The sequence below is a fragment of the Companilactobacillus mishanensis genome, assembly GCF_003946505.1.
GTDB classification, from domain to species: domain Bacteria; phylum Bacillota; class Bacilli; order Lactobacillales; family Lactobacillaceae; genus Companilactobacillus; species Companilactobacillus mishanensis.
Genome location: NZ_RHON01000002.1, coordinates 322,885 through 344,928 on the forward strand (window position 1 = coordinate 322,885; position 22,044 = coordinate 344,928).

General features: G+C 36.8%; 20 protein-coding genes. 9 read left to right on the forward strand and 11 right to left on the reverse strand.

The annotated features are described in order from the left end of the window. Window positions 1–23: 23 nt before the first annotated feature. Window positions 24–374, forward strand: a complete 351-nt coding sequence (locus EKM63_RS04130) for an MmcQ/YjbR family DNA-binding protein (RefSeq protein ID WP_125703997.1) — start codon at window positions 24–26, stop codon at window positions 372–374. Between the two features lie 35 nt (window positions 375–409). Here EKM63_RS04130 and EKM63_RS04135 read toward each other — a convergent pair whose 3' ends face one another. From EKM63_RS04135 to EKM63_RS04160, 6 genes are all read right to left on the reverse strand, one after another. Next, window positions 410–970 (reverse strand): peroxiredoxin, encoded by a 561-nt coding sequence (locus EKM63_RS04135; RefSeq protein ID WP_125703999.1) that lies wholly within the window; start codon window positions 968–970, stop codon window positions 410–412. A gap of 118 nt (window positions 971–1,088) precedes the next feature. After that, on the reverse strand, window positions 1,089–1,538 hold the full coding sequence (locus tag EKM63_RS04140) for a GNAT family N-acetyltransferase (RefSeq protein ID WP_125704000.1): 450 nt from the start codon (window positions 1,536–1,538) through the stop codon (window positions 1,089–1,091). Between the two features lie 3 nt (window positions 1,539–1,541). Continuing rightward, a complete protein-coding gene (locus EKM63_RS04145; RefSeq protein ID WP_125704002.1) occupies window positions 1,542–1,979 on the reverse strand; it encodes a MarR family winged helix-turn-helix transcriptional regulator in 438 nt (145 codons plus the stop codon). A gap of 93 nt (window positions 1,980–2,072) precedes the next feature. Next, window positions 2,073–2,750, reverse strand: coding sequence for an ABC transporter ATP-binding protein (locus EKM63_RS04150; protein WP_125704004.1), 678 nt, complete (start codon window positions 2,748–2,750; stop codon window positions 2,073–2,075). Between the two features lie 3 nt (window positions 2,751–2,753). After that, window positions 2,754–3,815 carry an ABC transporter permease gene (locus EKM63_RS04155; RefSeq protein ID WP_125704006.1) on the reverse strand — a complete coding sequence of 354 codons (1,062 nt, stop codon included), beginning with the start codon at window positions 3,813–3,815 and terminating at the stop codon, window positions 2,754–2,756. Further along, window positions 3,815–4,360: a TetR/AcrR family transcriptional regulator gene (locus EKM63_RS04160; protein ID WP_125704008.1), complete on the reverse strand. Its 546-nt coding sequence runs from the start codon at window positions 4,358–4,360 to the stop codon at window positions 3,815–3,817. The genes EKM63_RS04155 and EKM63_RS04160 overlap by 1 nt, the downstream gene beginning before the upstream one ends. 248 nt (window positions 4,361–4,608) lie before the next feature. Here EKM63_RS04160 and gdhA point away from each other — a divergent pair, with 248 nt between their 5' ends. Next, on the forward strand, window positions 4,609–5,955 hold the full coding sequence (gene gdhA / locus EKM63_RS04165; protein ID WP_125704010.1) for an NADP-specific glutamate dehydrogenase: 1,347 nt from the start codon (window positions 4,609–4,611) through the stop codon (window positions 5,953–5,955). A gap of 279 nt (window positions 5,956–6,234) precedes the next feature. On the opposite strand, the gene EKM63_RS04170 is transcribed toward gdhA, so the two are convergent. The 3 genes from EKM63_RS04170 to EKM63_RS04180 form a co-directional block, all read right to left on the reverse strand. Beyond that, window positions 6,235–7,149: a DMT family transporter gene (locus tag EKM63_RS04170; protein ID WP_125704012.1), complete on the reverse strand. Its 915-nt coding sequence runs from the start codon at window positions 7,147–7,149 to the stop codon at window positions 6,235–6,237. Between the two features lie 652 nt (window positions 7,150–7,801). Further along, window positions 7,802–8,116, reverse strand: a complete 315-nt coding sequence (locus tag EKM63_RS04175; RefSeq protein WP_125704014.1) for a DMT family transporter — start codon at window positions 8,114–8,116, stop codon at window positions 7,802–7,804. 137 nt (window positions 8,117–8,253) lie between these two features. Beyond that, a complete protein-coding gene (locus tag EKM63_RS04180) occupies window positions 8,254–9,444 on the reverse strand; it encodes an MFS transporter (RefSeq protein WP_125704016.1) in 1,191 nt (396 codons plus the stop codon). Window positions 9,445–9,676: 232 nt separating this feature from the next. On the opposite strand from EKM63_RS04180, the gene EKM63_RS04185 reads away from it, so the two are divergent. Further along, entirely contained in the window at window positions 9,677–10,108 is a 432-nt protein-coding gene (locus tag EKM63_RS04185; protein ID WP_125704018.1) for a nuclear transport factor 2 family protein, read from the forward strand. 34 nt (window positions 10,109–10,142) lie between these two features. Here EKM63_RS04185 and EKM63_RS04190 read toward each other — a convergent pair whose 3' ends face one another. Next, window positions 10,143–11,585, reverse strand: a complete 1,443-nt coding sequence (locus EKM63_RS04190) for an APC family permease (RefSeq protein ID WP_125704020.1) — start codon at window positions 11,583–11,585, stop codon at window positions 10,143–10,145. A 241-nt stretch (window positions 11,586–11,826) separates the two neighbouring features. On the opposite strand from EKM63_RS04190, the gene EKM63_RS04195 reads away from it, so the two are divergent. From EKM63_RS04195 to EKM63_RS04210, 4 genes are all read left to right on the forward strand, one after another. After that, complete coding sequence (locus tag EKM63_RS04195; RefSeq protein ID WP_125704022.1) at window positions 11,827–13,923, forward strand: putative ornithine decarboxylase; 2,097 nt, start codon at window positions 11,827–11,829, stop codon at window positions 13,921–13,923. Between the two features lie 18 nt (window positions 13,924–13,941). Further along, window positions 13,942–15,210 (forward strand): methionine gamma-lyase family protein, encoded by a 1,269-nt coding sequence (locus EKM63_RS04200; RefSeq protein ID WP_125704024.1) that lies wholly within the window; start codon window positions 13,942–13,944, stop codon window positions 15,208–15,210. A 222-nt stretch (window positions 15,211–15,432) separates the two neighbouring features. Further along, window positions 15,433–17,742: an L-type lectin family protein gene (locus EKM63_RS04205; protein WP_125704026.1), complete on the forward strand. Its 2,310-nt coding sequence runs from the start codon at window positions 15,433–15,435 to the stop codon at window positions 17,740–17,742. Between the two features lie 280 nt (window positions 17,743–18,022). Continuing rightward, window positions 18,023–19,210, forward strand: coding sequence for an MFS transporter (locus EKM63_RS04210; RefSeq protein ID WP_125704028.1), 1,188 nt, complete (start codon window positions 18,023–18,025; stop codon window positions 19,208–19,210). A gap of 60 nt (window positions 19,211–19,270) precedes the next feature. On the opposite strand, the gene EKM63_RS04215 is transcribed toward EKM63_RS04210, so the two are convergent. Next, window positions 19,271–20,200 (reverse strand): LysR family transcriptional regulator, encoded by a 930-nt coding sequence (locus EKM63_RS04215; protein WP_125704030.1) that lies wholly within the window; start codon window positions 20,198–20,200, stop codon window positions 19,271–19,273. Window positions 20,201–20,294: 94 nt separating this feature from the next. On the opposite strand from EKM63_RS04215, the gene EKM63_RS04220 reads away from it, so the two are divergent. Continuing rightward, a complete protein-coding gene (locus EKM63_RS04220) occupies window positions 20,295–21,164 on the forward strand; it encodes a shikimate dehydrogenase (RefSeq protein ID WP_125704032.1) in 870 nt (289 codons plus the stop codon). A gap of 26 nt (window positions 21,165–21,190) precedes the next feature. Further along, a complete protein-coding gene (gene aroD / locus EKM63_RS04225; protein WP_125704034.1) occupies window positions 21,191–21,955 on the forward strand; it encodes a type I 3-dehydroquinate dehydratase in 765 nt (254 codons plus the stop codon). Window positions 21,956–22,044: the final 89 nt, after the last annotated feature.

A 22,044-nucleotide genomic window follows, 5' to 3' on the forward strand; every position in this document is an offset into this window, starting at 1 on the left:
TGCTATCGAGGAGTTGCTTGAGGATGGAATTAACTGAAGTAGAATTGATCAAGTTTATCAGTGAAGACAGGGATGTTAGTGTGGATGAACCGTTTAATGGATTTACCCGTAATAAAATGATATTTCACGCCGTTCGCCATAAAGATAGTAAAAAGATATTTGCTTTAGTTTACGTTAAAGATGACAAACTGTTTGTAGATTTAAAAGCCAATCCATCAGTGGCATCGGATTTGATCGAAGCCGTTCCATATATTTTGCAAGGTCAACACTTTGACAAGATACATTGGTTGACGGTCGATATTCAGGAAATCGAATCAAAAACAGAACTAGCTAATTTGATTGAAAAAAGTTACCAATTAACAAAAAAACTCTGATGTTTATTAACATCAGAGTTTTTGTTTGGATTAAATTAGATTTTACCAACCAAGTCAGTTGAAGGCTTGATTGTTTTGTCACCAGGATGCCAGTTTGCAGGACAAACGTCATCGCCATTTTCGGCAACAAATTGTGCAGCTTGCAATGTTCTGAGAATTTCATCGGCGTTTCTACCAATTCCCATTGCGTTGATTGTGTATGATTTGATGATACCTTCAGGATTTACGATGAATACACCACGGTATGCTTGACCACTTTCGTCGTCAAGTAAGTCGAAGTAATTTGAAAGTTGATGAGTTTGGTCAGAAAGCATTGGGTATTGGATCTTCTTGATGGTATCAGTAGCATCAGCCCATGCCTTATGTGAAAATTGACTATCAACAGAAACTGAATAAATCTCAGCGTTGCATTTTTGGAACTCTGCATAATCATCTTGTAGGTCGCTTAATTCAGTAGGACATACAAATGAGAAGTCTGCAGGGTAGAAGAAAATGATTGACCATTTTCCTAACAAGTCTTTTTTAGTGTAATCGTTGATTTCACCTTGTTGATAACCTTTGACATTAAAGTCGGGTATTTCTTTGTTAATAAACATAAATAATCTCCTTTCGAGTATCTATATTTAATGATATATCTTTTTGTGAATATTTCAATAGATATTAATCGTTATTAAATAGGAATCATTACAGTATAGATAAATGAATAGCTTGATATCAGTGTTTCAAAGCAGGCTGATTTTTTAGAACCATTTTGACATGAGGAGAATTATTGAAAGTTATAACTTCACCAATTCTTTTGAAACCGAATTTCTCATAGAAGTGTTGGACATAGTCCTCAGCATGAATCTCAATATTCTGATTTGGAAATTCATTTTTGATAGTCACGAGTATTTTTTTAACTAGTTTTCCACCCATTCCAGTTCCACGTTTTTGTTTAGATACGACCACACGACCAAAAGATATGTGATCATCTTCTGGAAAAATACGTGCGTAAGCTTTCAAAATATTATCTTCTAGATTAAGTAGGTGGTAAGCAGTTAAATCAATGTCGTCAACGTCTTGGTACAATCGGTCTTGTTCAACTACGAATACTTCAGATCTCAGTTTGTACATTTGGAAAATTTCATCTTTGGTTAAATCTTTAAATTGTTTTACTTCCCACATGGATTAGTGCTCCTTATTAAATAGAATCTTTTCGATTGTTGAGAATGATTGGTATAACTCAGTCTGTTCAGCAGGACTAAGATCAGCAATCAAGTCTTCGATTTGAATATTTGAATCCTCATCCAAAATCTTGACCTGATTTTCTCCATCGGCTGTTAATGAAAGTATTTTAGACCTAGCGTCGACAGAAGAGGCAACGATGTTAACCAAATCTAGCTTATTTAACTTTTTCAAAATCCGACTAGTGTAGCTGGGATCCAATCCCAAATTGTTGGCAATGTTTTTAGGTGAGATGTTTGGTATTTCAGCAATTTTTTGAAGAACTCGTGCTTCTGTAAAACTCAGCGTGGTATCAAAAACTTGTCGGTTCAACAGTCCTAAGACGGTTGTGTATTTCCTATTAAAAGAACGAATGGTGGCAATTTCTTCAAGTGATAACATAATTTCTCCTTTTAGTGGACAAAGTCCATTATAATCATTTGGTGGACTTTGTCCACTATTATTATAAAAAAAAGAAACCGCAATGGTTTCTCTTTAATTTACACGTTCGGTCATGCTACCATCCATGATTTCATAAATACGATCGGCATAATTTTCTAATCGAAGATCATGTGTAACAACGACGACTGCTTTATTTTGTTGTTTAGCCAGTGATTGTAATAATTCGCCAACTTCGTCTACACGTCCAGTATCAAGGGATGCAGTCGGTTCATCGGCTAAGATTATTTCTGGGTCGGTGTAGAGTGCTCTGGCGATTGCAACACGTTGGTTCTGGCCACCAGATAACTCACTCGGATATTTGTTGATGAGGTCATCGATTTCCAGAGTTTTTAGCAAAGTCATTAGTTGTTCGTTATCCAGGTTATGAGATTTTTTGACCTTATCTACTAATTTAAATTGCTCTTTGACGGTCAAATAGGGTACTAAATTATAAGCTTGCAACACGAAACCGATTTTATTCAATCGAAAATTTTCCATATCACGTTTTGAAATTTTACTGATATTATTCTGATCCAGGGTAACGTCGCCAGAGGTAGCAGTTTGAAGTCCGCCAGTGATTGTTAAGAAGGTACTTTTACCGGAACCCGATGGACCAAGAACCAATACCAGTTCGCCTTTATTCGCTTTGAAATTAACGTTGTTTAAAACTTTGACACGGCTCAAGCCACTGCCGAATTCTTTATTGATGTCGTGTAGTTCGATTGCTGTCATAATTTATCCTCCAATCACAGTTACGGGGTCTACTTTAAGAATAGTTCTGACCGGAATTATTGCCCCTAGAATGCTAGTTATTATTAGTCCAAGCGCTACAAGCGAGAGCATTGGGAAGTTGAAATTCATTGGCACGCTCGTTGGTATCAGTAACGCCGTTAACACCGTCAAGATAGTTCCAATAATTAATCCTGCCAAAACTAAAATTATCGATTGGAAAATCGTTGTCTTAACTAAGACGTTTGCGGGGATTCCTTGTGCACGTAAAACTGCATAGTTTGGTAGTTTTTGGATCGTCAAAATGTATAAGAACACCGCGATGACTATCAGTGAGATGATCATCAAAAAGGCAATCATAAAGGTGAAAGTTGAATTTTGAGCAGTGTAACCAGGTAGTTTATCAATGAATGTATTGATGCTGTATGTTTTCAAGTTTGAATTGGAATTATCCACTTTTGTGTTTTTAGAAACGACCGCACTGGCCTTCATTGTTGATCCCATTCCCTTAAGAGTTTGCCAACCAGATAATGTTCCATACAACACAGGGGCAACATTTAGTTTGGCGTTTTTGGTGAAACCAACAATTGTAAATTTACCCGAAGAAGAATCGAGTTTAACTTTGTCACCTAATTTATAACCGCTATCTTTAAACTTTTCATCAGCGACAATTTGTTTATCATTTCTAACTTTATGACCGCTGGATAATTTGAGGTTATTTTCGATAAATTGATTTTTATCTAATCCCAAATAAGTTGAAGAAATTTGTGAATGACCTGAAGATTTTGCAACAACTGAGGCAGAACCAACGTATGCATCCTTTTTGGTCAGATTGATGTCATCTGCTTGCTCATTTGTAATTGTCGATTGTCCTAAACTGATGTTTGAGTCTTTATTCAACAGAATGCTACGGACGTTCCAAGAATCAATTGCCTCAGTATTCTCGTTTGCTAATCCAAGTGCGAGGCTTGTCAGAACGAAAATCAAATAACTGATCAAGACAATCATTGCGATAATAAGGCTGTATCTTAATTTTTCATGTTTGATTTCTTTGAGTGCTAAAAACATTATTCTTTCTCCTTAATACTTAAGTCGCAGACAGCTTGGTAAAATCTGTCCAAGAGTTCTTTTTTTGACTCGGGATGTAATAAAATCAATTTAATTGTTTCGTGAGTTAAAACAGCGATTGCCCAAGTTTTTGCGTCTAGATGTGCCTTGAACATAATATCTTCATCTTTACTTATTTTGTTATGTTCGATCAGGTCTTCGTTAGTCGTAATGTGCATTTTTATTAAATCGAAATATTCACTGTTACTTGCTTGATCTACGAAACTTTTTAATTCGTCACGATATTTTTCTGGTGAATATGAAATTCCTGGCTCACGTTTGAAATCGCTATGAATGCCAGTCATCGCTTGACCGTAAACATACATATATGCATCATTCAGATCGTCGAAGTACTTATAGAAAGCACCTCTGGCAATACCAGATTCTGCAACGATTCTTGATACCTTACTACCAGATAGGGGATGGTGTGAGAATTCAGTTAATAGTGCTTTGGTTATATTTTGCTTTTTATCTTTGTTCAAGTTTTCGAATGTTGTTGAAACCATAAGTACCTCCCAAGAAAGTGACACTGTGTCATTAGTTGATACTATATTCGAAAAGTGACACCGTGTCAACAATTATTGTCAAAAAGCATTCATATTTAAATTAGTTTTTTTCTAATACAAAGTCATATTTTTTAATATGGTGCTATAATAAATTCATTCACTTATTTGATTAATTTGATGAAAGTGTTTTAACATTGGATTATTGAATGATTTGAAAGAATCTAACTATGAATAAGGTAGGTAGTTATATGGCAGACGTTGAAGGTTATATTAAAGATTTGAAGGATACGATCAAGCATCGTGATCCTAATCAACCAGAATTTCAAGAAGCTGCATTTACAGTTCTGGACAGTTTGAAACCAGTACTTGCAAAACATCCAGAATACATCAAAGCAAATATTTTAGGTTCATTAGTTGAACCAGAACGTGCATTTCAATTCCGTGTTCCATGGCAAGCAGATGATGGTTCATTTAAAGTAAACCGTGGATTCCGTGTACAATTTAATTCAGCAATCGGACCTTACAAAGGTGGCTTGAGATTACACCCCAGTGTTAACTTGAGTATCGTTAAATTCTTAGGTTTTGAACAAATATTCAAGAATAGTCTTACTGGACTACCAATCGGTGGTGGTAAAGGTGGAAGTGATTTCGACCCCAAAGGTAAGTCAGATGCAGAAATCATGCGATTCTGCCAAAGCTTTATGACAGAACTACAAAAACATATTGGGCCAGATTTGGATGTTCCAGCTGGTGATATCGGTGTCGGTGGACGTGAAATTGGTTTCTTATACGGCCAATACAAACGTTTGAATGGATCACAAAATGGTATTTTAACTGGTAAAGGTTTGGAATATGGTGGAAGTCTTGCCAGAACTGAAGCAACTGGTTATGGTTTGATTTACTACTTGAATGCCTTGATCAAGGGACAGAATGACAGTCTAAAAGGCAAAACAGTTAAGATTTCAGGATCAGGTAACGTTGCCATTTATGCTCTGAAGAAAGCTACTGAAGAGGGTGCCAAAGTTGTAACGGTGTCTGATTCAAATGGTTATGTTTATGATCCAAATGGTATCGACCTTGCAACAGTTCAACAAATTAAAGAGGTTGAACGTGGACGTATCAAGGAATATGCTGAAAAGATTTCAACAGCTAAGTATTCAGAAGGTTCAGTTTGGGACCTAGATATCGATTACGATATTGCTTTACCATGCGCAACTCAAAATGAGATCGATGGCGATGAAGCCAAACTTATCGTTAAAGATGGCGTTAAGTATGTTGCTGAAGGTGCTAATATGCCAAGTACTACCGAAGCTATCGCTGCCTACAAGGCTAATAAAGTTATTTATGGTCCTGCCAAGGCTGCCAATGCTGGTGGTGTCGCTGTTTCTGCTCTTGAAATGAGTCAAAACAGTGAACGTTTGTCATGGTCATTTGATGATGTTGATACTCGTTTGAAGGGTATTATGGAAAATATCTATGAGATGTCTGATGCTGCTGATAAGGAATATGGCTTGGACAAGGATTATCAAGCAGGGGCTAACATTGCTGGTTTCGAAAAGGTTGCTAAAGCTATGTTGGCTCAGGGATTGGTTTAGACGCTATCCTTCCGTCTGGTGGCTTCGCTCCACGGGGTGGCCACGCCATGGGTTGAAAAAAAGCCAAAATGCGGTCTTTTTTTACAACCTTTATCTAACCTCGGACTATCGCCGAGCTAAGATAAATTGCACGGCGTTTTTCCCCGTGGGGCTTCGCCACCTGACTGGGTTTGTTCTGAATTCGAGTGCTACATAGCAACGTTTTCGATGAATGTTATTTGGTATGCGTCCTATTTTTATTGATAAATATGTTATTTTTTTGAAGCAAAAGAGTTCATTTCATTTTCTGAAATGAACTCTTTTTTTCGTTACTATGTATCTTGTTATTAGACCTCTTATGTCGAATTCTGCTATTAGTGTGGAGATTATTATCAGGGTTCCACCTATTATTAACTGTTTTGTCATTGGTTCGAAGCCGAATATTACTGAGATTATGCTGGCAAATAGGGATTCTGTCATTAGTATTAGTCCTGCGGTTACGGTATCGATGTACTTTTGGCTGGAAACTTGCAACACTTGTGCTGCAAAAGTTGCTACTACTCCTAGGATTATTACTGGGATGATTGATTGTTGCCAATTTATTTGGGGTAGTCTTTGCAGATCGATTGTCGTTGAATATATTAGGGCTAATACTGCTTGGACTGCGCCTAATAAAAATGCGATATTTTGTGGCCGAACTTTTTGCATTGTGAAACTGTAATATGCTAATTGACCGGCGAAGACTATTGCAGTCAGAATTGTTAAAGTATCACCGATATGGATCTCTAATCCATTAGTGATTATTTTTGTCAGAAAAAGCATTCCAATCATGCAAATGACAATTGAAACATATATTTTTTTCGGTGGTGTTTTTCCAAAAAATATCCAGGTAAAGAATGGGAGAAAGATGACATATGTGGCAGTTATAAACGAGCTATTACTTGAAGTTGTGAATTGCAGACCTGTTGACTGTAATTGGACAACTACGAAATTTAATAAGCCTGCGATCGATCCAAGCTCTAGTTCTTCCAATGTCATGTCGTTAACGACTTTATGAAAAAATATATATACTAAAATTGCTGAAATAAGTCCACGTAATCCATTAATAACTGATGGTGGCATATTTCCCGCAATTGCCATTTTGATAAAGGTATAACTAGTTCCCCACATAAAAGCGACTAGCAACAGGTTTCTGTTAGCATGTGCTTGTGTCATAAAATCACCCACTAAATAGTAATTGCTGAAAATAGTAGACTTAGTGGTTATGTTTTTCAATATGCAATTTTGTATTATGAAGAAAGATAAGTTTAAGTATTATTCCGTCTGGTGGCTTCGCTCCACGGGGTGGGCACGCCATGGCTTGAAAAAAAGCCAAAATGCGGTCTTTTTTTACAACCTTTATCTAAACTCGGACTATCGCCGATCTAAGATAAATTGCACGGCGTATTCCCCGTGGTGCTTCGCCACCTGACTGGATTTGTTCTGAATTCGAGTGCTACATAGTAACGTTTTCGATGAATGTTATTTGGTCCGCGTCCTATTTATATTCATAAATGCATACGAAAAAAGAGTTGTATCCTCAATTGAATCAAAGGATACAACTCTTTTTCATGTTTGAAATTTTTTACACTAGTTTCAAGTTTCCTAATAAATTAGTCGGAAGGACTGAGAACACGGACCAGCTGTGAGAGTGGCGTTATGGCTTTAGCCATTACACCACCGGGTGAGTTTGGAGACTTACCGGTCCATGGTAAGACTTCAAACCAAGGTACGAGACCAAGGCTCGGACCGTCCCGCACAGCAGGGTAGTGATCTCAGTCCTGGAGACGGAAATCAGGGTAGTGATCTCAGTCCTGGAGACGGAAAACTAAGCACTGGCCTTAATTCCGATAATACTGATCAGCAGAAGTACAATAAAGAACCAAGTCAACAACGAAATCTTGTCTCCAAATAATATCACTCCAGCTATGATCGAACCGACGGCTCCAATACCAGTCCAAATCGGGTAAGCTAAACTTAAAGGCAGAGTTTTGGTTGCTTGAGCTAGCAATGCGAAACTGACAATCATTCCTACAATAGTCATAATGGTGAAATTTAGTTTGGTGAAACCATGACTCATTTTCATGGTCGTTGCCCACACTACTTCAAATAATCCTGCCAATAGTAAATAAATCCAATTCATAAATACCTCCAAAAAAATAAAGTACCCCCACAATTCCTTCTATGGCCTAACGGAATTGTAGAGATACTTCAGTGTAATGACACCCGGCGGTGTTTTGTATATCATGGTATTTTATCATATTAGATAATTTTCTGCTACTAGTTTTCGGTTGCCAATACTGGGAACTTTCTTACAATGAATGTAAAAATAAATGACAGTAGCAAAATTACTACTACAACGGTATATGGTGAGTGAGGATTCCAGTCCATTAAGGCACCTGACATTAGTGGTCCGATGATGTTACCGACACTTGTTAGTGACATGTTCATACCGTTGATCAATCCTTGTTGGTTAGCTTTGCCTGCTTTTGTCAATAAGGTTGTGATGGCTGGTCTGAGTAAGTCGAATGAAGAAAATACGATCAATGTTGCGATGATTACTTCTACGTGTGACTTTGCGAACAGTATCCAGCCTACTGAAATTGCACTTAGAGCAAAACAGATTCCAATGAGTCTGATTTCTCCTAGTCGGTTGACTAACCAGCTGAAGAGGCTGACTTGTAAAATCAACGATATTATTCCGTTTAAAGTTAGCACCAATGCAATTGTACCGATGTTGAAATTGAAGACTTGGTTAACGTAAATACTATAGATACTTTCGAATCCTTGAAGTCCAAATGATGATATTAAAATCATTGTAAATAGGATTACCAATGGTGCGGTCATGATAGCTTTATAAGCTGCCAATCCTTTTTCATTACCACGTAAATCTCTTGATTTCTCATCTTCGGATTTTTCTGCATCATGCAAGAAGAATTGAGTAAATAACGCACTGAGTAGTCCCAATCCGGCAGCGAACCAGAATGGTGTCTTGTAATCGATATTGGCAAGCATTCCACCGATACCGGGTCCAAGAATCAAACCACCACTAAAGGCAGCTGATAGCCAGCCGATAACTTTAGCACGCTCTTTTAAGGTTGTTAGATCAGAAGCCAAGGCCATTGATGTTGGAATAACCATAGCTGCCGACAATCCTCCGATTACACGGGAAATATTGAAGACGGGTAAGGTTGTTGCCAAGGCAAAAATGACTTCAGAAATGGCATATGTGAATAGACCCACAACTATAACTGGGCGACGACCGATTTTATCAGAAATTCGACCAACGATAGGTGACGCCACGAACTGCGCTAAAGCGAAAAGTGATGTCATAACCCCCATGTCAGAAGTTGTATAGTGAAATTCATTTTTAATGAATGGAGTGACTGGTATAACTAATCCAATCCCCAAACAAATCAAAAAGTTACTAAATATCAAAATATAAATGGATCTTTTATTCTTGAGTTGCATTTTTAACCCCCTTGTACTTCCCTCAAAGTATATTTGTTCAAAAAAAATACCACCGCGATCGGTGATAGTGGTAGTCAGCTATTATGTTGAGCTTATCCCTTTTTGACGTATCGCAACAGTATAACTTATTTTAATTTTAAAATAAACAAAATTGTTTATTAAAACATCAAATAGTAATGAACGTGTATTAAAATTGTAGCACAAGTAATAATAATTAAGAGGGGATGAGAATATGAATTTACAAGAAATGTCAGATAAAATGGAAATACAAGAAATCATGAATCGATTATCGACGTGTGCGGATGATGGAGACGTTGAAGGTCAAACGATGGATTTTACAGACGATGCTGTTTTTAGAGTAGTTCATGAAACAACTGTGAATGCTGAAGTAAACGGTAAGGACAATATTTATCAGATGTTCAATGATCCTGGTCTCGACTTCAAATTTGTCTATCACCTAAATGGTCAGTGTGTTATTAATTTGCACGGTGATACGGCAGATGGGGTTACATATAATCAGGTTACTTGGCAGGCTAAAATTGATGGCAAGCAGACAACTATGACAGAGTGTGCGAAGTATAATTGCAAATATATTCGTACTGAGCAGGGTTGGAAGATACAAGAGTTAGAATCCAATTTTGTTTTCAGTTTACCTATAAAATAGAAAAAGCCTTGGGAATTTTCCCAAGGCTTATTTATTATGCTGCTTCTTTTTTCAATTCACGTCTACGCATTATTGGCATTACGAATCCTAAACCAAATAGTACGATAACGGTAATAATATTTAATAGTAATTGATGATCAAATGCTTTGGTGCCAAAGCTGGCTTCTTGAGGAATGAATCCTAAAGTTGCACAGACAAAGGTAAAGACTAAACACCATCCACCGACTAGTAAAGCTCCGGTTCGATTATTAATAAAGACATAATCAGATTTGAATTTCTTCGTTTGCCAACGTACAGCGACAAAGGCGAAGAATACCCAAGCGGTCTTATAAGGTGAAATGATACCGTTGATGTTAAGTAACCAGTTATAAATCGTATTGATGTTTGGAAGTGTACCTGTTAAAAGTAATAGGAATAAACTCAATCCAGAAGTCATCATATAACTGTGAATTGGACGACCATTTTTATTTTTCTTAGTCATCCATTTTGGCATGAACTTGTCGGCAACATCACCGGCAAAGACACGACTGGATGCATCAAGCAAGACTGCTAATTGAGCCATCATGAATACTGCTTGGACGACCGCAAAGATATACATCAGGATTTTTCCTAATCCCAAGCTTTGGCCTAATAAACTGAAGGCATAGTAAGGACCATTCATTTTGAAGTCATGTGGGATGTGGTTAGCGTTGAAGAACATTGCCAGTGCCAGCGTTCCGAAGATAGTCAGGAAGGCAGTCATTAGAGCCAATAACCACATTGCTTTTGGAAATTCGTGTTTTGGATCGCGCATTTGGACGATGTATGGAGCGGCAAGTTCCGCACCAGACATGGCGAAAATCAATAATCCGGTAGTTGAGAAGTATTTCAAACTAAAGTTTGGCATGAATGCTCCCCAGTTGAAGGGTTGTGTAGCAATGTGTGTACCGTGCATAACTGAATAACCAGCTAACAATACGAAAAGTACAGACATGATGAACATTGCGCCACCACCGATAAGTGACAATATTTCTAGAGAATTTTTGAAAACATTTTCTAGCAAGATAAAAATCAAAATAATAGCGAAAGTTAGCATTCCAAACCAGAATGTCGACATTCTCTTATCTAGCGTGTTGTTACCTAAGAACATCCAACTGAATGAAACGATGACGGAGTTGGAAACGTCAACGATGTAGGGAACACTCTGTACCCAGTACATCCATGAAGTCCAGTAACCAAGACGGTCACTGCTACTACGACGGACCCATGAAGCAAGACCACCGCTTTGGTTATCGAAAGTTAAACTCAATTGACTAACAATCAATTCGTATGGAATAACATACGCGAATAATAGGAAGATCCAAGAAATTACAACAGATAATCCCTGATTTTGAAATGGATAAAAGATATTTTCAAAACTAATAATAGTAACAAAGTCGATCAGTGCGATGACTTGCCACTTTAGATAGTGCTTTTTTGTTGGTTCTAATTCGTTCAATTTAATTCCCCCAATATTTATGAAAAAGTGATTAAATCAGCATTTTCATATTTGGAGGCTTATGGCTAATTGAAGAAGTATAGATTTTCACTTGTGTAGTACCTCTACAGATATATATAATCAAAGCTGTAACATAATTGGTATTGCATAATAATTAAATTATTTCCAAAACAATTGTAGGGAATAATGTGTCGTTTGCATAGTTTTATTTGAAAATAATTGAAGAAAATAGGAGAAATGTATGAATTTTCTGAAAATTGCACACACAAAAGATGTAAATAGATTTCTTCCAACTGAGTGGGAAGAAATAGATTTAGCTAAAAATATTGAAGTTTCCGAGTTAGCCGCTATTGTTTATTCAAGGCAAGATGCAGATGCAAAAGCAACATCTGACAGTCTTTTGGATGAATCTGGGTTGAACGTTCCTGTAATCGAGGTCGACTTGGATCTGGATGAAGCAGAAGTTAAAACTCAGATTGAAAGACAAATTGAAATTTATGAAAACGATGCAGTACCAAAATTTTTAACGGACTTAATTAATTTTGCGGAAGATAAGCCAATTAGTTTTACTACACCGGGGCATCATAACGGACAATATTATGAAAAACATCCGGCTGGGGTGATATTCAATCGTTTCTTTGGTAAGAATTTAATGTACGCCGATGTCAGTGATACTGTCGCTGAACTCGGAGATACGATGACTCACGAAGGCACACCACTTGATGCTGAACAAAAGGCAGCTGAGACATATCACGCCGACAAAGTTTACTTCTGTACAAATGGAACGACAAGTTCAAACTCAATCTGCGCCAGCGCCGCCCTGACTGAAGGGGATCTTGTATTATTCGATAGAAATAATCACAAATCACTATATAACAGCGCTTTGGTCATGAGTGGAGCTAAACCAGTTTATATTCCAACTGACAGGAATCCACTAGGTTTAATTGGTGAGATGGACCCAGAATTTTTAGATGAGGATAAACTTCGGGCTGAAATTGCAAAGGTCGATCCTGAAAAAGCCAAAGCGAAACGTCCTTTTAGATTGGCAGTGTTACAACTTGAAACGTATGATGGAGTATTTTATAACGCCAAGTGGATCATCGATAAGATTGGTAAATTATGTGATTACATCTTATTCGATTGTGCCTGGGGTGGATTTGAACAATTTCTTCCTATCATGGAACACTTGTCACCACTTTCATATGATTACGGCCCGGACGACCCTGGTATCTTGGTTACACAATCACTGCATAAACAGCAAGCAGGATTAGCACAGACATCGCAAATTTTGAAAAAAGATAGTCACTTAAAAGGACAGGATAGATACATTGACCACAAGCATTTCAACAACGCGTATCTAAAATTCGTAACGTCGAGCTATTCATATCCTATATACGCATCACTTACTGTTAACGCCTTTCTAACTAGTGGTAAGGGTAATAAAATGTGGTGGGATAAAACGCTGCGACAAGGTATTGAATGGCGAAAGAAACTGTTACAACGCTCCAAGTTATTCAAACCTTTGGTTCCAGACGGATTCGAAAATATGTCGACTGAAGAATTGGCAACGAATCCAGATCTCTGGTACTTAAAATCAACTGATAAGTGGCATGGATTCAAGAAGGTGGCTGATGGTCAAGTAATGTTGGATCCACTCAAACTGACCGTTATAACGCCTGGAATAGATATCGAGAATGCTGAATATGAAGATCGAGGGATTCCTGGTCCAGTCGTTGCAGAATACTTAACTGAACAGAGAATCATCCGTGCCAAGGATGATTTGAATTCATTACTATTCTTGCTAGTACCAGGTGATACAGACGAAGAATTGGATACATTATTGAACGCATTTTTGAAATTTGAAGAATACTATTTGAACGATGCTCCGTTATCAAAAGTGATGCCACGGTTAACAGCATCTAACCCAGACCGTTATGCTGGATATACTTTGAAACAATTGTGTCAGGAAATGCACGAGTATTATTCCAGCAATCGTACGTTTAGACTTCAACAGAAGCTATTTAGTAAACCAGATATGCAAGACTACGAGTTTTCTCCAGAACACGCGGATAAATTATTTATGAAAAATAAGAGTACCTTAGTTAATTTGGATGAAATCGTGGGTCGCACTGCACTTGAAGGAGCGTTACCATATCCACCAGGAGTGTTTATCGTTGCGCCCGGCGAAAAATGGCAAAAGTTAGACCAGTCGTATTTTGAAGTGTTAGTTGGAGCAATCGAACAATTTCCAGGATTCGTTCCAGAAATCCAAGGAGTTTATTGGAATAAAGATAAAGAGGGAAAAATTCGGGTTCAAGCAGAAGTGTTACCTGAATAATTGAGGAGGAATTTATACATGGCATTGTCATGGAAAGAGGATTTACCAAAGGATTTAAGTGATAAAATAGCAAAAGTCGAAGATATGATCCAACCAAAAATTGAGGAGATCGATCAACAAGTTTTATATACACAGCAACGAGTATTGAACCTATTTAGAGAGAACCAAGTAGGTGAGGAAGATCTAGTTCCTTCGACTGGTTATGGATATGATGACATCGGTCGTGACAAAATTGAGAAAATCTATGCAGGTTATTTCAAAACTGACGATGCACTAGTTCGTCCACAATTTGCTTCAGGAACACATGCAATTTCTACAGCTTTGTTCAGTATGTTGAGACCTGGAGATACCTTGTATTACCTAACAGGAACACCTTACGATACTATTCAAGAAGTTATCGGTATCGCAGGTGATAACCAAGGAACAATGACAGATTATGGAATCAACTTTAAAGCTACCGAATTGTTGGAGGACGGCTCAGTAGATTATCAAACTGCCGAAAAAGATTTGAAAGCTGATAAAAATATCAAGGTAGTCGCAATTCAAAGATCACGTGGCTATGCTGTTCGTGATAGTTTTACAGTTGAAAAGATTGCCAAGATGATCAAGTTTGTCAAAGGCATCCTGCCAAATGCAATCATTTTTGTCGACAACTGCTACGGAGAATTTTCAGAATTAGAAGAACCTACATTTTATGGAGCAGATATCATGGCCGGCTCTCTTTACAAAAATGCTGGTGCAGGAATTGTCAAAAGTGGAGCTTATATCGTAGGACATGAAGATTTAATTAATGGCGCGGGATCAAGATTAACAGTTCCTGGAGCAGGAAAAGGCGAAGGAGCAACTTGGGGATATTTGCGAGACTTCTATCAAGGATTTTTCTTAGCACCACATACAACTGGAGAAGCATTGAAAGGGACAGTGTTCACTGCAGCCTTGTGTGAAGAAATGGGAATGAACGTCTCACCAAAATGGGATGCACCAAGAACAGATATCGTCCAAACAGTCTCGTTTGGAGATCCAGATCCAATGATCAAGTTCTGCGCCGCCATTCAACATTATTCACCAATGAATTCATTCGTAGATCCAATCCCAAGTCATCAAGATGGATATGAAGATGAAGTAATCATGGCATCCGGGAGCTTCACCGAAGGATCAACAATAGAGTTGTCTTCTGATGGACCAATCAGACCACCATATTCACTATATATTCAAGGTGGATTGTCGTATGCTCATGTTAAGATAGCAGTTACAAATGCCGTTAGAGATACATTTTATAAAGATTAATAAAAAATAGAGTCCGTGAGGGCTCTATTTTTTTGTGTTCGAATATGACCAGATTCATGTAATTTGATGTATATACTAGTACGTAATATAAGAATTTAAATTCACTTTTTAGTAAATATGTAAGCTATAATATTAGTTGAAAAAGTCTCGCAAATTCGGGAGTGAATAACAATTAAACCTACGAAAAAGAATAGAAAGGATAAAGTATTTTTTATAGGAAGCGTGATAGCTGTTTTTTGTTTTTTTTGTTTTGCATTAATTGCTAATAATTCTAAAGCAGATAATACGCGGAAGTCAGGCTATGTGGTTCAACGGCCGGTTATCGTACGAGATGGTAGTGAATCTGGAGATCAAAATATTTCAAGTAATGGGGACTTGCAAAATGCTTTGAGCACCGCTCCCATGGGATTGAATATTGCTGATTATTTTAAACTTGGAGAGTTTCCTGAGAATAATGCCAAGATATTGGATGGAAATTCTGTTCAACGAAGTTTATCAAGTATATTACAAGTAACTGACGGACCAAGACAAACTGGGGCCATTTGGAGTGATTCAAATCCAGATGACAAACTGGAGAAGCTGGAACCTAATTATATTGATATCTCGAGTTCAAATAAAAGACCTCAGACTTTGTCTATGTGGTTGTATTTTGGAAATGGTGGATATGGACAAGTTGGTGACGGAATGGCATTTGTATTGCAAAATGATCCTCGTGAAGAAAAAGCCATTTCGAGAAGAAAATATAGTACCGGTGAAGTTGGAACTGGACAAACTCTTGGAGTCTGGGGATATGATTATGTAAAGGGAAAAAATCTTACAGAACAAGATATAGCAAATACAGCAATTCAAAATAGTTTTGCCATTGAATTCGATACTTTTCCGGATTTAGGTGGTAGCAAATATACAGGTATGGGTAGTGGCGGTGTGCCCGCAAATATCAAAGCGGGAAATAGTTTTGATTACGAGTTATCAGGACAACCTAATCAACATATTGATATGGAATATCCCGATGACAAATATACGTATGAGAAACGAGATTTCGGATTTTTGTTTAAACATTATAATTTAGAGTCGGCACCTCGTAAGCCAGGTCAATTTTATGGAAAATTTACCGATGGAACGTGGCATCATATGACTATTACATGGACTAATTTGGAAGACGGTAAACATGCAAATTTAAAATATGAATTCAATGATAAGAACATTGATGGTAGTAAACTCAATCCGAATTCAAGTCTTATGGAGCATAAATTTAAGGTGGATCTGGCCCATTTTAAAACGCCAGCTTCAAATAGGCTAAGATGGGGATTCACAGGTTCCACTGGAGATGAATTTGAAAATAACTTGATAATATTTGAATCAGTACCTTCATTCTTATCAGGTAATGTGGAACCGAGTATACGAGACGATACGCAGAATAAGGTAATTAGTGATGGGGTTAAGTCAGTTTACGAAGGTGACGATTTGACGTTTAATTATAAGCTGAATTATCAAAATGGACCCAAGGATTGGGAAAAAATCAAATCGTTAATTACACTACCATCACAAGTGAAATTTCAGTCAGCTGAAGTAATATATGCGGGTGGAGAAACTGAGTTTATAAGTCAAGATAGTTTTAATCAAAAAGATTCAAAATTAACTTATGTTCTTCAAAGAAATCTGAATTCAAAACTTAAAACAGCTACAATTAGGATTCATGCTAATGCTCAGACACTAGGAAATAATATCGGATCAGCACATGGTAGGTTTGAAAGCAAATATTTGATATTAGACGGGGATACCCATGAATTTGATATTGTGCAAAATTCGTTAACCATTAAGACTGATCCTGCTGAAGGAAAGAATTTTCAAGATTTACAATCTATTAAGGAAAATCAAAAGATAGCAGTTTATGTTAATAAGAATGATTTAACGGCATTGCCTGATACAACTCTTTACTACAAAATTAAAGGTAAAACTAATTTAAAGACCATTACAGGATTAGAACGTGGAAAAGCTGCATACATCGAAATTGACAAAGGAAATTTTGAAATAGGTCAAAATATTTTAGAAATTTACGCTGTCGATAATCAAACCAAAGAACGTTCGAGGACGGTAAAGTTAGAATATAACGTCGGCCGTGATTTGCGATTTGGAGACGTAAGCGAAGAAGTATATTTTCAACAGATAAACGAAGGTTATAAGGATGAACTAGTAAGACGTAAAAAGGGTTGGAAGGTTGAAGTTATTGATAATCGATCTACTGGGAATCCTTGGAAGCTTTATGCGGAAGCTGTGGCTTTATCCAAAGATGGAAATACTAATCAACAATTAGATGCCGATTTAATTTTCAAACATAAAGCCGGCAATATTGATTTTCTGGAAAGTGGTCCAATGATTGATTTTGGTCCTTCGGTTGTACCGGGAAAGAAATCAACTCAAATCACTGATCATTGGAGTAAAGATGACGGAGTTCTTCTAAAATTGAATGGGAGAAATAAGAAAGGTACTTATAAAACACAAATTTGTTGGTCCTTATATGACACTCTTTAGAAAAAAAGTAACAAATCAACTATTCTTGATTTGTTACTTTTTTTTCGTCAAATGAAAATTAATTGCAATAAAAGGTTCACACTGTTCTAATTAATTGTTAAGATATTTTAATCTACGATAATAGTTGTGGATCCGATTAATTGTTATTAACAGCTAGTTTTAAGAATGTTTGTAAAAGACATTCTAATAATCAGACTATTTTCTTCTCTAAAATTACAAGGAATTTAACCATAATTTACAATAGAAAAAGCAATCGGGGATTTTATTAAGGGGTGGGGTTTTGGATCGAACGGAGCGAGTTAAGTTTAGTTGGCATCTTTATCTGAATTATTTGATACATGGTATGGCCATTGTTATTTTGGCGCAGAATATGAATGTCCTTGGGGATCAATGGCATGTTTCTGATGCAAAAGTTGCGATGGTTATTTCATCCTTGGGATTTGGACGTCTTTTAGTCTTATATTTTTCTGGATTACTTTCAGATAAATATGGTCGAAAATTATTTGTGAGGATGGGTATTTTGACGTATATTCCATTCTTTATCGGGATTGTCCTGAGTCCCAATGTCTATGTGGCATACTTCTTTGGTATTTTAGCAGGGATGGCAAATTCATTTTTGGATTCTGGAACGTATCCGGCTTTAATGGAGACATTTCCGACCAATGCGACAACTGCTAATGTGTTAATAAAGGCTTTTGCATCTATTGGGGAATTGATTTTGCCTATTTTTGTTACCATTTTGGAAGCTTTCAATCTCTGGTACGGATATTCGTTTATTTTCTGTGCTGCTGTTTTGGCATTGAATTATTTATTCATTAGAAAAGCAAAGTTTGTTGACGTTGATGTTTCTGGTATAAAATTTAAAGATTCAAAATCTAAATTATCTGTTGTAGAAAAGGTTAATGCTGTGACTTTAACGGTTTATGGTTACATTGCAATGTCGACATTTTATTTGGTAAGTCAGTGGTTGACTAAATATGGTCAAGAGGCTTTGAATATGAATACTGCACATGCCAGATATTTGGTCAGTATTTATAGTATGGGCTCTATTGTTGGAGTGATAATTACCACGATTTTGACAAGTAGACATCTGCTTAAAGGAACTCATATTATGTTGTTAAGTACCGTAATTTCATTCGTTACTTTGACAACTATGACCGCAATTTTGAATCCAACTGTGATTTTGATTGGATCATTTTTGGTTGGTGCGTCGGCTGCTGGTGGTGTATTACAAGTTGGATTGACTATCATGAGTGAGTTGTTTCCTAAGCGAAAAGGGATGGTCACCGGTATTTATTACACAGCTGGTGGTTTATCGTCTTTCACAATCCCGGTTATAACTGGGTTCTTATACAATAACGGCGTTAGATCAATCATGGTTTTTGACTGTGTAATAGCGGTGATTGGTGTTTTATGTAGTGTGGTAGTGATTTTGAATACTCGAAATAAATCGGCGATTGGCGTCTAGCTAATTTTCAATAAAAAAAGTTCACAACTTAGCGAAAAGTTACGAACTTAAAATAATGATTTATAATATTTTATTTTTATCGGTATAATTTACTTTGCAGTATTCAATAATGAAATCCTTAAATCTCGTAACTGCTGGTGTTAAGAATGTATTATTTTTCAAAACCAAATAGTACTGACACTTAATGTCATTATCCTTTAATGGAATTAGCTTGATCTGCTTTTGGTCTAGTTGGGGCATGTTCGGGATCAGAGAAATTCCTTGGTAGTATTGGATGAATCCGATGGCTTCGTCTTCATCTTCAACTTCTAGTTTGATATTAGGAGTTGATTTTGCTTTTTTGAAGATGCTATCAATAAGTTGACGGAGTTCACTGTTTTTTGAAAAGTATATTTGTGGATACTTAGCGATTTCTGAAACTGAAACGCTAGTTTGATCAGCTAAGGGATGGTCTATCGGCACGGCAACTTTAATTTCTTGCTCAATCAATGGCGTGAAAGTCAATTGATCAGTAATTGATTTATCTTCAGATTTCTTATAGCGTGTTGACAAACCAAAATCAAATTCCTCAGCCACTAATCTTCCAAACAGTTCATTGGCGTGCTCTTTAGTGAGTTCAAAAGAGATTTTTTGAGCTGTGTCATCTTGTTTAAATCCGGCAACAAGCCTTGGAATCAATTGATGCCCAAGAGAATTGTTATAGCCTAATTTTATATTTCCCTCATCCTTGTTGAGGGATTGTTCCAAAATGGCATTACCATGTTCGATCTGCTCTAATCCGCTATTGATGTATGGTAGATAAATCTCACCAAAACGGGATAGCTTAATATTACGGCCTTCACGGTTAAACAAGGGGACTCCTAATTGTTTTTCAAGATTGTCCATTGCATAACTTAAAGAAGGTTGTGAAATGCCTAGATTTTCAGCGGCTTTTGACATGTGTTGTGTTTTAGCCAGTTCTCTAAAGAAAATCAAATGTCGTAAATTCATAATGTTATACCTCAAATTCATCATAGATAAAATATAACGACATAGCAAATTTATATAATTAAATAACTAATATATACATATAGGAGTAATAATTATGACAGAACGTATTGATGGTCACACAATTTTAATAGGGCTTATGGCATATCCAATTCGGCATTCGATGTCACCAACAATGCACAATAATGCTTTTGCAAAACTGGGTTTAAATTATGTTTATCTCGCATTTGACGTAACCAATGATAAATTACCTGATGCAATCAATGCGATTAGAACTTTGGACATGAGAGGCTCAAATGTTTCAATGCCAAATAAGCAAAAGGTGATTCCATTACTAGATAAGCTTGATCCAGCAGCAGAGATGATTGGTGCTGTGAATACCATTGTCAACGATAATGGTGTTCTGACTGGTTATACAACTGATGGAACTGGATTTATGCAGGCTCTAAAGGATGAGAATCTGAATATTATTGGTGAAAAAATGACACTTGCTGGAGCTGGTGGTGCGGGAACGGCTATTGCTGTACAAGCTGCACTAGATGGTGTTAAAGAAATTTCAATATTTAATGCTAAAGATTCTATTTGGGAAAATGCTAAACGTAACGTTGAAATGATCAATGAAAAGACAAACTGTAAGGCAACACTTCATGATATCGATGATAAAGAAGACTTTAGAAAAGAAATTGCTGATTCAATTATTTACTGTGATTCAACTGGAGTTGGCATGAAACCATTGGAGGATTTGACTTTGGTAGAAGACCCAACTTGGTTTAGGCCTGATATGATTGTCTTTGATACGGTTTATGCACCTAGGACAACTAAACTAATGACTGTCGCAAAGCAAGCTGGTGTGAAACATGTTTTCAATGGATTAGGGATGATGCTTGAGCAGGGAGCACAAGCTTTCAAATTATGGACTGGTGAAGATATGCCAGTTGAGTATATTCATGATTTATTATTTTCATAAAATGTATCCAGAAAGAGGAGAAATCAATGGCTAAGTCAGGCGTTAACTTAGGAAGAATAGTTCTTGGACAGGGAGTTCCAAAAATTGCTGTTCCGATTACTGGTCGTAATGAAAAAGATATTTTGTCACAAGCAAAAGCAGCTGTTTCAGCAGGACCGGATCTGATCGAATGGAGAATTGATTTCTTCGATGAGGTAACAAACAAAGTAAAATTGCATGACGTTGCCAAATTGTTAAGAGATGATCTGAACGATATTCCTTTGTTGACAACTTTCAGAACCCGTTCTGAAGGTGGTCAAGTGGAATTAAGTGACGAGACCTATTTTGAAATCTGTCAAAATATTATCGATTTTAAGCAGACGGACGCAATTGACGTCGAACTTTTTCACGATGAATCATCGATAAAGCAAATCGTTGATGATGCCAGATTGTCAGGTATTGTCACAATAATGAGTAATCATGAATTTACCAAAACTCCTGATAAAGACGTGATTATCAACAGGTTAAGTACCATGGGAGAAATCGGTGCAGATATTGCCAAAATGGCAGTAATGCCACAATCAAGTACAGATGTCTTGACCTTACTTGAAGCAACAAACGAGGCAAATAAAAAATTAACTCTTCCTATTATTACAATGTCGATGGGAGACCTGGGTAAAATATCACGCATTTCTGGTGAATTACTTGGCTCTTGTGTTACCTTTGCAACGGCAGGAGAAGCGTCTGCACCTGGACAGATTCCTATTTCACGGTTGAAAAATGATTTAGCAGATTTACATTTGAATGAATAATGATTTTCAATATTAAATATTAATTACAAAATAATAAATCAGTTTGTATAAATTCCTTAATAACGGGATTTGCAAACTGATTTTTCATT

Coding starts and splice junctions, on each gene's coding strand:
- EKM63_RS04130 (WP_125703997.1), top strand. CDS start 24: ATGGAATTAACTGAAGTAGAATTGATCAAGTTTATCAGTGAAGACAGG.
- EKM63_RS04135 (WP_125703999.1), bottom strand. CDS start 970: ATGTTTATTAACAAAGAAATACCCGACTTTAATGTCAAAGGTTATCAA.
- EKM63_RS04140 (WP_125704000.1), bottom strand. CDS start 1,538: ATGTGGGAAGTAAAACAATTTAAAGATTTAACCAAAGATGAAATTTTC.
- EKM63_RS04145 (WP_125704002.1), bottom strand. CDS start 1,979: ATGTTATCACTTGAAGAAATTGCCACCATTCGTTCTTTTAATAGGAAA.
- EKM63_RS04150 (WP_125704004.1), bottom strand. CDS start 2,750: ATGACAGCAATCGAACTACACGACATCAATAAAGAATTCGGCAGTGGC.
- EKM63_RS04155 (WP_125704006.1), bottom strand. CDS start 3,815: ATGTTTTTAGCACTCAAAGAAATCAAACATGAAAAATTAAGATACAGC.
- EKM63_RS04160 (WP_125704008.1), bottom strand. CDS start 4,360: ATGGTTTCAACAACATTCGAAAACTTGAACAAAGATAAAAAGCAAAAT.
- gdhA (WP_125704010.1), top strand. CDS start 4,609: ATGGCAGACGTTGAAGGTTATATTAAAGATTTGAAGGATACGATCAAG.
- EKM63_RS04170 (WP_125704012.1), bottom strand. CDS start 7,149: ATGACACAAGCACATGCTAACAGAAACCTGTTGCTAGTCGCTTTTATG.
- EKM63_RS04175 (WP_125704014.1), bottom strand. CDS start 8,116: ATGAATTGGATTTATTTACTATTGGCAGGATTATTTGAAGTAGTGTGG.
- EKM63_RS04180 (WP_125704016.1), bottom strand. CDS start 9,444: ATGCAACTCAAGAATAAAAGATCCATTTATATTTTGATATTTAGTAAC.
- EKM63_RS04185 (WP_125704018.1), top strand. CDS start 9,677: ATGAATTTACAAGAAATGTCAGATAAAATGGAAATACAAGAAATCATG.
- EKM63_RS04195 (WP_125704022.1), top strand. CDS start 11,827: ATGAATTTTCTGAAAATTGCACACACAAAAGATGTAAATAGATTTCTT.
- EKM63_RS04200 (WP_125704024.1), top strand. CDS start 13,942: ATGGCATTGTCATGGAAAGAGGATTTACCAAAGGATTTAAGTGATAAA.
- EKM63_RS04215 (WP_125704030.1), bottom strand. CDS start 20,200: ATGAATTTACGACATTTGATTTTCTTTAGAGAACTGGCTAAAACACAA.
- EKM63_RS04220 (WP_125704032.1), top strand. CDS start 20,295: ATGACAGAACGTATTGATGGTCACACAATTTTAATAGGGCTTATGGCA.
- aroD (WP_125704034.1), top strand. CDS start 21,191: ATGGCTAAGTCAGGCGTTAACTTAGGAAGAATAGTTCTTGGACAGGGA.